This is a genomic window from Chryseobacterium artocarpi (assembly GCF_001684975.1).
GTDB classification, from domain to species: Bacteria; Bacteroidota; Bacteroidia; order Flavobacteriales; family Weeksellaceae; genus Chryseobacterium; species Chryseobacterium artocarpi.
Genome location: NZ_MAYH01000001.1, coordinates 425,248 through 438,483, shown reverse-complemented (window position 1 = coordinate 438,483; position 13,236 = coordinate 425,248). Strand labels below are relative to the sequence as shown.

The following is a 13,236-nucleotide window of genomic DNA, read 5'->3' as shown; positions in this document are numbered from 1 at the left end:
TACAAACAATTGAAAAACAAATAAATACACCGTTTTTCATTCTAACAAATATTGCCTTTTTCAATAACCCTACTAAATTAGTAGACTAATATGATTTATCTCATATCCTCTTTTAACAAAGTTTTATGAATTATTAAATAATTTTGACCCAGTTAAAAAAATATAAACTCTATTCTCATGAATAAGAATGACTTTAATTCTTACCTATGCACTATCAAGGCTGTAGTATCTGTTCAACAAAAGGGTTGTACAGGGAAAAGCCATTCACTACACAATACCTTTTCTAAAGACATGTGTTTTGGATCTATGATGTGTAAGATGATGATGCCATAAATCCTCTAAGAAATATGCACATTATTGTAGGAATTAAAGCCCAATAAGTTCTATGCCAATTTAATCCGGGTACACCTCCTCTATTTTAACATTTTCTTTCTGACACCTCCTCAAAAAAAGGAGGCTGGGGATCTATTTTTCCTATTGGGAAAGATAAGGAGTGAAACTCAATTCAATTTTTTAAACATAAGATTAATATAATGAGAAAAAAACAATGCAAACTTGGTGTATTGGCTGTACTCTTATTCGCAGAATATGGCTTTGCACAGAAAAAAGACAGTCTTTCCCAAGAGACTTCCATCAAAGAAGTGGTGGTGGTAGCTTTCGGAAAGCAAAAAAAGGAAGAAATAACGGGATCTGTACAGTCTTTAAAGGCTAAAGATCTTTCTAATCTTCAAAATGGAAACGTTCTTCAGGGAATTGGTGGTAAGGTTGCCGGTGTACAGGTAATCTCATCCGGACAGCCAGGCTCCAAACCTACGATAAGAATGAGAGGAATAGGTTCCATCAATGCATCGAGTGATCCGTTGATTGTACTGGATGGAATTCCTTATAATGGTGATCTGAACAGTATTTCTTCTGCAGATATTGAGAGTATTTCCTTTCTTGAGGATGCTTCATCTAATGCTTTGTATGGTTCCAGAGGGGCTAATGGTGTAATAATCGTTAACACCAAAAGGGGAAAGAATAAGAAACTTACTATTGAAGCAGATGTAAAAACCGGAGTCAATTTCAGATCTATTGCAGATTATTCTGTGTATACTTCTCCTCAGGATTATTATACCGCTTATTATAACAGAGCCAGAATCGGGGAAATTGCAAAATCTACGCAACCGGGAGCAGTACCTTCCGGAACAACGCCTCATGCAGCAGGGCTCACTGCACTTAACGGATTGGGATATAATGTTTATAATGTTCCTTTTAATCAACTCATCGCTGCGGATGGTACTTTTAATCCGAATGCAAAATTACTTTATCAGGATAATTGGAAAAAACTACTTTTTAAGCCCGCTTTAAGGAGGGAAGCTACTGTTGGAATCAATGCCAGTGGCGATCAGGTAAGATCATATACTTCATTAAATTATCTGGACGATAAAGGGTATCTTATTTCTTCAGGTTTTGAAAGATTCGGAATCAGATCGAATGTGGACTACTCTATCACTCCAAAATTAAAGTTGACATCTGCGCTTTCTTATACTTACAGTAAGCAGAATTTTGGGGAAACGGGAGGTTTTTCAAATCCATTTCAGTTTGCCAGAAATATTGCTCCTTTTTATCCGGTTTTCCTAAGAGATGATAATTACCAGAGGCTTTATGATACTCATGGAAATGCTTTATATGATTATGGAGACGGGCAAGGTCCTCACGGAGGCACAAGATCTTACGCTGTTTTTGAAAATCCAGTAGGAAATCTTCAGCAGGATAAATCTCAAACCGTAAGCAATATCACCAATGCTAATTTGGGATTAAATTATGAAATTATCAACGGGTTAGATTTCACGTACAACTTCGGGGCTTATCTTGAAAATCTGAGAAACCTTCAGTTCGGAAATACGGTGGGGGGAACTTCTTCATCTGTGGGAGGAACAATTTCTCAGGAATCTATATTTAATTATACTCTGAATCATCAGCAATTGCTTACGTATCAGAAAAAATTCGGAAAACACAGCTTCAATATTCTTGTAGGTCATGAGCTGAACAAAACAAAGAATGAAGGTTTTTCAGGGTCTAAGCAACAGCTTCTATTGCCTACTTCACCCTCTTTTGATAATGCTGTAAAAATTACAGATTTATCAGGAAACGGTTATGAATATGCTGTAGAAGGCTATTTCTCAAGGTTATTGTATAACTATGATAGTAAATACTTCTTTAATGCAAATGTTCGTAGAGATGGTTCTTCGGTTTTTGCACCGGAAAGCAGATGGGGTACTTTTTATGGATTAGGACTTGCATGGAATGTTGCCAAAGAAGATTTCCTTAAAGACAACACAGTCATTAATGCCTTGAAATTAAAAGCTTCTTACGGGCAACAAGGGAATGACAATATTCTTCTTACTAACCTCACAAGAGATTATTATGCTTATCAGGATATCTATGGAATCAACAATTTTGGTGATGGTAAACCCGTACTTTCACTTCAAAAACAAGGAAATAGAGACTTAAAATGGGAAACTTCCAAAAATTTCAATGCTGGTTTTGAGCTTTCTTTACTGAACAACAGAGTGAATGTAAATGCAGATTATTTTGAGAGAAAAGTATCGGATATGATCTATACGCTTCCTTTGGCTATCTCGAATTCCGGATCGTACGTGAAGTATGGAAACATCGGAGATATGTATAACAGAGGGGTTCAGGCTAATGTAAGTGTGGATATTCTTCGTAACGAAAATGTTCAGTGGAATTTCTATGCGAATGCAACTCACTACAAAAACAAAATCACCAGATTACCCGCCGAGCAAAGAGCTACAGGTTTGGTTTCAGGATTGTTTATCCTATCTGAAGGTGGCGACCGATATACCTATTATCTGAAAGAGTTTGCAGGGGTAAATCCTTTAAACGGAGATGCTTTATGGTATAAAAATTCTTACAATCAGGCTACTCAACAGGTAGAAAAAACCGTTACCAATAATTTTAAGGAAGCTACTGATTATAATACAGGAAAATCTGCAATTCCAAAAGTATATGGTGGATTTGGAACTGATATTACTTACAAAAGAGTAAATCTGTCTGTGAATTTTGCTTATCAGTTTGGCGGATATGGATATGACAATATTTACAGAAGCTTATTCCATTCTGATACCTATGCATCCAACTATTCTACGGATCTTGATAAAACCTGGACTCCTGAGAATACATCGGCTGCCCTACCTCGTGTAGACCTTACCTCAACCAACCAGAATGAGAACTCTACACTATATCTGATCAAGTCTGATTATATCAGTCTTCAGGATGTAACATTGTCTTATCAGCTGCCTGATGACTTTGCACAACAAGCTTGTTTATCGGGGCTAAAGGTATATGTAACAGGAAATAACCTTTATCTATGGTCCAAAAGAAAAGGATATGATCCGAGAGCTTCATTAACAGGGGTCTCTGATGCCTACAAATACTCTTTATTATCCAGTGTTTCCCTAGGTTTTAAACTAACATTTTAAAAGAAATTATGAAAACGATAAAATACTTTATAGCAGCTATAGCCGTAGGACTTCTTACCAGTAGCTGTGCTAATGATCTTAATACTTTGCCAGAAGGGAATATTTCCGGTGAACAATTGAACGATGATCAATCAAAGCCGGAAAAGATCCTTGGTGGAATATATCTTGACCTTAGAAGTAATGGTGCGGGAGGAACTACTTCTCACTCAGACTTCGGAATTATGGGAATAAAAGCGGGAGCAGATTTAATGTCTAATGACGTTATCCAGGCAAAAAACCAGCATTTGGGAATGTTTTATAATTATGAAGCGACCAATGCAAGTAACATCGCTTCGGAAATTGTATGGACTACTTTTTATTCAAGGATATTTGTGATTAATAAACTTCTTGATGATTTAAAGAATGATTCCGAGGCTAAAAATAAGGCAATTAAAGGTCAGTTATTAGCATTAAGAGCATATTCTTATTTCTATCTGGTTCGTTTTTATGCTAATGATTTCAAAGCACATCAATCTGAACCGGGGTTACCATTGGTTCTTACAAGTGCTAATCCTAGTCAGGGACTTCCAAGATCTACGGTAGCTGAGGTGTATTCTCAAATTTCTAAGGACATAGAAGAATCTATCAATCTGTTGGATGGTTTTGCACGTCCTTCCAGAGCACAAATTGACCAGAGAACTGCTAAAGCGATTGCCGCTGAGGTCTTTTTACAAACGGGTGATTATACAAAAGCTGCAAAATATGCCGGCGAAGGAAAACAAGGCATTGCATTGATGACTGAAGATGATTATACCAATACAGGATTTTCAAGCATTAATAATCCTGAAGTGATCTGGGGATTCCATAACACAATTTCTACAATAAGTATTGGAAATTATTATGCGTCCTTCTTCTCAATGTTTGATAATACCAATGAAGGATATGCTGGAGCAGCTCAAATTTATAAGCAGATCGACAAACGTCTGTATGACGCAATTCCTAATACAGACTACCGTAAAAAAGTATTCAATGGCAGCCAGAGTGCAAAGTATACATTTAACGGAAAAACAAAAAATTACCCTGCCTATGTAAGCTGGAAGTTTAAAGATCCAAGTCTTTTTGAAGGTGATTATATCTACATCAGAGCTTCATCTCTCTATTATGTAGAAGCTGAAGCATTGGCTAGACAAGGCAGAGAAGCTGAGGCAAGACAGGTATTATTTGCGATTGCTTCTAAAAGAGATCAAGCTTATACCTTATCTACGAAAACAGGAAATGAACTGATCAATGAGATCATCCTTCAGAAGAGAATTGAACTTTGGGGTGAAGGATATGCATGGTTTGATATGAAACGATTAAATATTCCTTTGGAAAGAGCCTATACAGGAAGTAACCACACATTTGGAAAGTTTAACCTTACAACGGATAAATTCAGATTCCAGATACCGAATAAAGAGATTAATAATAACCCACAAATCAAACAGAATGAATAAATAAAACATCAGCAAAAACAATTTTAATATATTTCAAGCAAGACGCCGTTTAACAGTAAACGGTGTCTTTTTTGTTCGGTTTTAAATGAAAAATCCACCTCAGCGTGAGATGGATTTAGATATAATTAAAAAGTCTTTTAATCAAATTTGATAAACATATGATCAAAGTTCAACGTCATTTTTTTAAATTGTTTAATCACATCCTGTCCGATATTTCCATACACAGTTTCTTTGTTAATTTTGGTCTTCAAAACACTTATATTCTTCAATAAAATCGGTTTTCCAAGGATATGAAAAGTATGATCTACTTTAAAGCCGTCATGTTCTATTTTTCCTCCTGCTCCACCCATTCCGATCTTTGTCAACTGATATTTTGCATCCATATTTTTTTTATTTTCCAGATAAAAAGGAGCATAAAGAATGGTATGATCTGCTCCCGTATCAAATGAAAAGTGCTTTCCATCTATAAAAATAAGCGGAGACAACCCGTCAATTGCCATATTAGAAGAGGAATTGATGGTAGTTTCTTTCTCCGGAACGATAAAATAATCATCCTGGGTAAGCTGTACTTCTTTCAATGCTTCAATCACCGGAAAACCAAGAATCCCATTGATCTGGTAATTGATCTGCGGAAAGCTGAGCGCTGAATCTTCAAACACAAGAAATACAGCATTTTCCACTACAATATTTCCTAAAATCATTTTTTTACAAACGGCAAGATTTGCTTTTATAGATTTTCCTGTAATGGCATCCACATCTATATCTGCCGGAATGATTTCCAATTTTAAACGTTGAGCTGCAGAAGCTGAGATCGTAGAAATATTAGCACCGGTATCAAAAATAAAATTCATGGAATCTTCCCCAACGTTTATCTTTAAGTTTTTAAGCCCGGCAACATCTTTTTCCATTTTCAAGCGAGTATCTCCATTGATGGAAACTCTTTGTTGAGGTACATTTTCAAGTGCTGTCCAGATCTTCAAAGTATTCTTTACATCATCTTTTTCTTCTTCTGTAAGCAGATGAGCATATTGATCCAACGTGGCATTTCCTGCTTTTTTTGCTCCGGCATAATCATACTGTTTCATACAATTGTCTTCTTTAAGACGCCAGATTTTAAGCATAAGAGAATCCGGTAAGCCTGATTTTTCAGCCTCCAGCTTTTCAATCTTCAGATTTGATTCTTTGGGTTTATTGAAAGCGTTATCGAGAACCGCTTCTGTAAAATACTGATATTCTGAAGGCAGCTTTTTCTTAGTGGTTGCAAAGATTTCACGAGCTTTAAAAAAATTCTTCTGTTTGATCTGAGCATAGAGAGTTTCAAATGCTGAATGATGAACCTGTCCGTAACTTATGGCAGATAGTAAAATCATAACAGGTAAAAAGGTTAAACGGAATATTGTAAGCATTATCTATTTTTTATTTTTTTATTAAAATTATTTTACTTTTCGGTAAGAAATTTATACCGGACGATCACAATATCAAGAATCCCGGCAAATAGATAGTAGAATCCACCAAATAGCATATTCATTAAAATATCCCTGTCTGAATACCATATCAGGAAAGACAATGAAAGAATGAGCGTCACAAACCACAGGAGAAGCTTTGCTGCAAAAACACCTGCAACTCTGGCTCCCATTTCTTCATCTTTGATCATTTTCGACTGAAAAAGACATTGAATCAGCGTAAAAATGTATCCATAAAAAAGTTCCTTCTCATCAAAAAGATCAAAACTATAAAAGTACAGCAAAGGCACCGCAGCCATTAACGCCCAGACAAGAAACTTAATAAAAAAGCCGCCTTTAAACTCTTTAGAAAAAATGAGTGCAGAAATCATAAATAAGGGGTAAACCATAAACACGGAATACAGCATATATTTATATGTCAGAAGTTCTCCGGTAACCTTCCCGCTGGAAAGCCAGAACAGCCGGAAATACAAAAACGACAGATAAAATGAATTCAATGCAAAAGCAATGGGCACTACTCTATGTTTCATAAAAAATCTATTATAATCTATTAATCAACCTCACTCTTTATCATCCATTAAATATTGAAGTAATTTATAAAAAAAGCATGAATCCCAACATCCCTATCATAAAGAAAAATGACACCATTATTTAAATGATGCCATTCCTACAATTTGATTATCAATAGTATTAATCTTATTACTTATCTGATCAGTGAAAATACAAACTAATGTTCGATAGGTTTTATGCTTTTAATCATAAAGCCCATGCAAGCTAAACGTTTATTATTTCTAAAAAGTATGTTAAGGACAAAATATTTCTGTTATTTCAATACTTTAGCCTTATTTCTTTAATGATTATTTCCTGAAGTTTTTGAGGTTCCGTATTGAAGATAGTATGTCCGGACTCTTTGAACCAGAAGATTTTTTTGTCTTTCGCTTTTAAAAATTGATAATAATCTTCGGCAATGGTATAATAAGACTGATTGTCACCACTTCCTATTAAAAAGTAGACAGGGCATTTAATTTTTGAAACGGTATCAAATAGATTTGTTTCTGCATTCTCTTTCCAAACCGGAAACCAGGTATCCATCCATTGGTAGTAGCTTTTTTTAAAGTCTTCTGTATCTGCTCCTTTTACGCCGTTATGAACGAACAGCCATTTTTGAGCCAGAAAAAAATCATCTTTATCTTTAAAGGGAAGCTTTACCTGTTGCAGTTCCTCAGCAGCTATATTGTTTTGGGTATTCAAAGCCCATTTTTTAAGATCATTCACAAATAAAGCGGCACTTTTATGAGCATCGATCACAGGACTTACAGGAATATAGGCGTACAGCAATTCCGGGTGCTTGGCTGCAATATCAAATCCCATGACAGATCCCCATGAATGGGACAGCAAAAATATTTTCTTCTGATTAAACTTTTTCTTCAGATAGTAAACAACTTCCAAAGCATCTCTTTTAAGCAAATCGGTTGTCAGGCTATCCTTGGTTTTATTTAAGTTTAAAGTTTCACCCGTTTCCCTTTGATCCCAATTCACCACAATAAACTCATTCCGTAATTTATCCGTAAAACTATCTGAAAAATTAATCAATGATTTTCCGGGACCTCCATGTAGAATAAGCAGTACAGGCTTCTCCCGATCATTTCCTTTTATGCTTATGAATTGCTTTATTCCTCCTATCGGAACAGCTTCTGTAGTATCAATTCGGATTTCTTTTTTTTCTTTTATCTGAGACCAACATCCTGCAGAAAGAAAGAACAGAATCAGAAAAAGATAGTGTTTGATCATGGCGATTAGATTTTGAGTTTATTCCGGAAATAGTAATGTTTGTTTTCCGCGGGAATGAATATAATAAATTATAGTGCTTTTTCATTCATCATTCATCAAAAATAGTAGTTTGAGTTCAAATAGGACATAGGAAATACATATATTTGGAAACGAAAAACTATTATCATTAACCTATCTCAAATGAAATTAAAGAAAATTACTTTCACTCTGCTTATTCTGCTTTTAAGCCTTCCTCTTTTTTCACAGACCAATACCAATCCGGAATTTAAAAAGATCATAGAATCCATTATTGCCAATAAAAAAGCGGATATAGGTGTTTCGATCTTCATATCCGGTACTCCGAAAAAAGAAGTGACTCAGATCAACGGAAACAATCTCTATCCTATGTTGAGTACTTTTAAGTTTCATATTGCTTTAGCCATTCTTCATAAAGTAGAAAAAGGAGAACTTTCTTTACAACAGAAGATTTTCATTAAAAAGGAAGAACTTTTGGAAAATACATACAGCCCTTTTAAAGAAAAATATCCGGAAGGAAATCTTGAGCTGACTCTTGAAGAGGCTTTACAATGGATTGTTATATACAGCGATAATAATTTAACAGATATTCTTCTAAGACTGATTGGCGGTCCCCAATATGTTGAAAAATTCATTAACAGCAAAAATGTTATCATTAAAAACGATGAAGAGGACATGCATAAAGACTGGGATTCTCAATTTATAAACAAAACGACTCCCAATGAAACCATCAGGTTATTACAAGATTTCTACAACGGAAAAATACTGAATAAAGAACATACAAAATGGCTCTATACCAATATGATGAGTACCGCATCAGGTGCCAAAAGGCTTAAAGGAAAATTACCACAAAATATTAAAATGGCTCACCGCACCGGAACTTCTTTTACAAATGAAAAAGGAATGACCGGAGCCATCAACAATTTTGGAATCATTGAACTTCCGAATAAAAAGAATATATACATCGCTGTCTTTGTTCATGATACCTACGAAACATTTAACAACTCAGAAGCAATCATTGCTGATATTTCCAAAGCAACCTATGATTATTACAACAAGAAATAAATCGATGTCAAGACTGAAAATAACTTCTGCACTTACTCTTTCCATATTGTTGTCCTTGACAGCAAAAGCACAAAAAACAGAATCCTATTCAAAGAAAATTGATAGTGTTATAACAGCTTCTGATCCTTTAAGATTCAACGGAGTCGTTTTGGTATCGCAACATGGAAAAACAAAATACATAAAGGCTAACGGGTACAAAGATTTCGAAAAAAAGATTCCCGTAAAAACGGATGATCAATTTGAAATCATGTCCAACTCAAAGCAAGTGACCGCCGTTTTGATTGTACAGGCAGCCGAACAAGAAAAACTAGACCTTCAGACTCCGATAAAAAAATATCTTCCGTCACTCACTCAATCCTGGTCTGACACGGTTACTATACACAACCTATTAAATCATACTCATGGCATCACGGATCTTGATAAACCTGTAGCATTCAAAGCTGGTTCGCAATTCAAATATGGAAATCTTTCCTACATGTTATTGGGCGAAATTCTTCAGAATACAACCGGCAAAAACTTTACAGAACTTGCCAATTCTCTTTTCAGAAAACTGAAAATGGATAAAACATTCATCTACAACAGCAAGAATAACCAGGCATTGATTCCCGGGTTCATGAGTGAAAATAATCAGTACGAAAAAGTGGAAGATTCTTTTTTGAATGATAAAATAGCCCCTGCAGCCGGAGTAATTTCTACTGTAGAAGACCTATCAAAGTGGAATCAGGCATTATTCAACGGAAAGCTTCTCTCACCAAAGTTCCAGAAACTGATAATGACTCCCTCTACCTTATCCCAACACAATGTGTTTGGAAAGGAAAACATGGGATTTGGGTATAACATACGATTCATCAAAGAAGCCGGACTTGATTATTATGCTGTAACAGGGCTTGGTGATGGATTTACATGCCTTAATGTATACTTTCCGTCTAAAGATACAAGTTTGATTATTCTTGAAAATCAGATGCCAAAAAACCGTGAATATTGGAGCTTTAAAGAAGCTGCTATTAAAAATGTGATGCTCAAAAGTATTACTCCTAAATAGTATTTTTTATAGCCACGGATGCACGAATTTTTTAATATATTCATTCTATATTTCTATGTGGTTTATTTTTTCATAACCACATAGATACATAGACTGTAATGCTTAATAGTTAATCTATGATTTTTCATTCGTGCATCTGTGGTGTAAAAATACATTACCAATACGAATTCTCTGATACAAAAGACGGAACAGTTCCTGAGACGCCATCAGAAGCAAGCTGATCATCTAACTTTTTAGAGGACATAATCAATCTCAATTCTGATTTTTCAGTGAGGTCAACATAGTATTCAAATCTTTTCAAAACTTCTGATGAAGGAGCTTTATACGATAAATGTTCCTTGCTGCCCTCTTTATCATATAATTCTTCCGGGATCTTTAGCATCAATTTTACTACTTCTTTATCAGTCTCAAGAATGATTCCAAATTTTGAAACGATATCAAGTACATCCTCTTTTGAAGCAACTGTCGAAGGTTCTCCTGCCATCGTTATTTTTGCTTTCGGATATTTTGATACTATTGCTTTAAGTAATGATTGAACATCTTTTTTACTTTTATTTTCCTTAGCAACCATCCAGGCATCTACTCTTTTCCTCTCTGCATCAGTAAGAATCTGAAGACTTGTAAAGTTGAAGTTCCCCATGGCAGCTACAGTACGTTCAATTTTATCCGTATTCTGTATGCCATATTGATGATAGACAAACTTTCCTTTCTCTTTAATGTTAAAAGAAATAGGAGTTGATAAGGTCTTCAGACCTCTGATCTGGCAAAGATCTTCAGCCAGTTCAATAGGAGATAGCGCATCAAGCTTTATGTCCGATTTAAAGTACTCAGGGATACTGACAGATAAATCCAGACCGGAAATATCAATGGGTTTAATCATATCCAACAGTCTTTTTTTATCATTCTGAAGTTTTTCTACTTCTTTAGAATAGTTGTCCTTATCCATTTTGATGAATTTAAGAAAGAAGCGATTCTCCTTAGAAGCCGTTCCAATATAATGAAACTTTATATTCAGCTGATCTCCCTCTACCCTCACATCATATACGCTGTCTAAAAGTTCGTTGGTGTCTTTTAACCTACATCCTGTCAGTGATTTTAACTCGGAAAGCTTTATTTTTTTCATGTAGGGATATTCAAAAATCAGAGAATCATTGCTTTTGGAAAGATGAATCCGCATTTCTGCAAGCATTTCCATATAAGATAAAGTAACGCCATGCATGGGTTCTTTATCTATTTTCTCTACTCCGTCTGACTTCCAATATGTTTCTTTATTCTGTCCATTACAGGAAATAACAATCACTAAAAGACTTAGAAATAATAATATTTTTTTCATTGGTGTAAAAACTTAATTTTTAATGCTTTAAAACTATTAATTTATTTCAACTCCAAAAGTAGTTTCATTTATTTTTTGTACCTTTTTGAAAATAAAGTGATACAAATGGGAATATTTATAGGAATTTTTATCATTATTACCGCAGTCATTTTCTTTATCTCCAGATTAAAACTGTCAAGATCTAAAAAAATTTTATGGTCCGTCATTTTCATTCTTATCATTCTATCTCTATTGGCTTATTTTATAATTCAAGGTTTTGAAAGAGGCAGAAATATGTATGCTGTTCCAGAGGAAATTCCTGCTCAATCTTTAAAATAACATAGGTTTATCCTTTACTTTTAAAATTCTATTTTTAATAGCAGTAACCGGCTTTTCAATCATAAACCGATACAACAGTCCTACTGCAATACATGCCAATAAGCACACAATAAGAGATATAGCATCAGAATTTTCAAAACCAAAATACTCGAATATATCCTGAACGATGTGAATAACGCCTTTATGAGAAAGATAAATAGCATAAGATAATGCTGCCAGTTCAGCGGTAATATAAGACTTGTGTTTTGAAAGGAAGGAACATTCTGAGACAGCAGCTAATACAATAAAACCATAACTTATTGCAACCAATGTAAAACCAAATGTAGATGCAGCTTCTGAAGACTGTTCATTACAAACCCAAAAGGCAATGCTCAGCAATAATATTCCTATAAGAAAAAGTCTGTTTCCATTATGATTAATACTCTTTTTAAAACCAACGGAATATTGCATTAAATATCCCGTGAGAACGCCTGTACCAAGACCATCCAGTCTCGTGTGAGTAGGATAATAAATTTCCATATACCATGAACGCCAGAACTCCAGAGAATCGCGATCAATTGTACTCACAGAACTACTCCATATTATTATTCTCAGCATCAAAGAAAAAGAGAGAACCAGAATAATCAGAATAACAAAGTATTTAAATAGCTTTACCGGCATTACCATCAGCAGCAAAGGCAGAATAAGATAAAACTGTTCTTCAATACACAAAGACCATGCATGAGAAAAGGTTCCCTGATTGATCACATCCAGTCCATAATTCTGTGTAAATGTCATAAACTTCCATAAAGGCGGCAAGGTTTCCCGTTCTCTGAAAAAAGGACAGGTAAAATATAAAAAAAGAGTAAAAAAGTAAGGTGGAAAAATTCTAAAAAACCTTTTGATATAAAACATTTTCACGTTTATTCTTCCTGTATTTTCCATTTCTCTGAATAGCTTCCCTGAGATAAGAAAACCACTTAAAACAAAGAAAAGATCCACACCTGTCCATCCGAATTTCCCCACAGTTTCAATCCATACAGGGTGTTTAAAGGCTCGGTAATGATATAATAAAACCAATATAATCGCTAATGCCCGCAGATGATCTAATCCGTTGAATCTTTCAGAATGTTTTGTTATCATATTTTTTCTGCAAATGTTATCAAACTTCCGAACGCTATTACTCAACAAGTGTAGAAAGCTCTATTATCTTTATTAATAACAAAATATGTTACTGACACTTAAAACTGTGTTGTTCATCAACATTTTG

Annotated in this window: 9 protein-coding genes; 4 read left to right on the top strand and 5 right to left on the bottom strand. The window is 34.7% G+C overall.

Going from position 1 to position 13,236, the window contains the following annotated elements; all coding sequences use genetic code 11:
• Positions 1-533: 533 nt before the first annotated feature.
• Both BBI01_RS01875 and BBI01_RS01870 read left to right on the top strand, forming a co-directional pair.
• Positions 534-3,488 carry a SusC/RagA family TonB-linked outer membrane protein gene (locus BBI01_RS01875; protein WP_065392988.1) on the top strand — a complete coding sequence of 985 codons (2,955 nt, stop codon included), beginning with the start codon at positions 534-536 and terminating at the stop codon, positions 3,486-3,488.
• An 8-nt stretch (positions 3,489-3,496) separates the two neighbouring features.
• The gene (locus tag BBI01_RS01870) at positions 3,497-4,960 is read left to right on the top strand and encodes a RagB/SusD family nutrient uptake outer membrane protein (protein WP_065392987.1); all 1,464 of its coding nucleotides are present in this window, start codon (positions 3,497-3,499) and stop codon (positions 4,958-4,960) included.
• Between the two features lie 137 nt (positions 4,961-5,097).
• On the opposite strand, the gene BBI01_RS01865 is transcribed toward BBI01_RS01870, so the two are convergent.
• From BBI01_RS01865 to BBI01_RS01855, 3 genes are all read right to left on the bottom strand, one after another.
• The gene (locus tag BBI01_RS01865; RefSeq protein ID WP_065392986.1) at positions 5,098-6,366 is read right to left on the bottom strand and encodes a retropepsin-like aspartic protease; all 1,269 of its coding nucleotides are present in this window, start codon (positions 6,364-6,366) and stop codon (positions 5,098-5,100) included.
• Between the two features lie 32 nt (positions 6,367-6,398).
• Positions 6,399-6,953 (bottom strand): hypothetical protein, encoded by a 555-nt coding sequence (locus BBI01_RS01860; RefSeq protein ID WP_123862048.1) that lies wholly within the window; start codon positions 6,951-6,953, stop codon positions 6,399-6,401.
• A gap of 298 nt (positions 6,954-7,251) precedes the next feature.
• Complete coding sequence (locus BBI01_RS01855; RefSeq protein ID WP_065392984.1) at positions 7,252-8,214, bottom strand: alpha/beta fold hydrolase; 963 nt, start codon at positions 8,212-8,214, stop codon at positions 7,252-7,254.
• A 180-nt stretch (positions 8,215-8,394) separates the two neighbouring features.
• Here BBI01_RS01855 and bla point away from each other — a divergent pair, with 180 nt between their 5' ends.
• Both bla and BBI01_RS01845 read left to right on the top strand, forming a co-directional pair.
• Positions 8,395-9,294, top strand: coding sequence for a class A beta-lactamase (gene bla / locus BBI01_RS01850; protein ID WP_065392983.1), 900 nt, complete (start codon positions 8,395-8,397; stop codon positions 9,292-9,294).
• Entirely contained in the window at positions 9,272-10,336 is a 1,065-nt protein-coding gene (locus BBI01_RS01845) for a serine hydrolase domain-containing protein (RefSeq protein WP_228393918.1), read from the top strand. The genes bla and BBI01_RS01845 overlap by 23 nt, the downstream gene beginning before the upstream one ends.
• A 154-nt stretch (positions 10,337-10,490) precedes the next feature.
• Here the strand turns inward: BBI01_RS01845 and BBI01_RS01840 are convergent, their stop codons facing one another.
• A complete protein-coding gene (locus tag BBI01_RS01840; protein ID WP_065392982.1) occupies positions 10,491-11,669 on the bottom strand; it encodes a hypothetical protein in 1,179 nt (392 codons plus the stop codon).
• A 309-nt stretch (positions 11,670-11,978) separates the two neighbouring features.
• Entirely contained in the window at positions 11,979-13,109 is a 1,131-nt protein-coding gene (locus tag BBI01_RS01830; RefSeq protein ID WP_065392980.1) for an acyltransferase family protein, read from the bottom strand.
• Between the last annotated feature and the right edge of the window lie 127 nt (positions 13,110-13,236).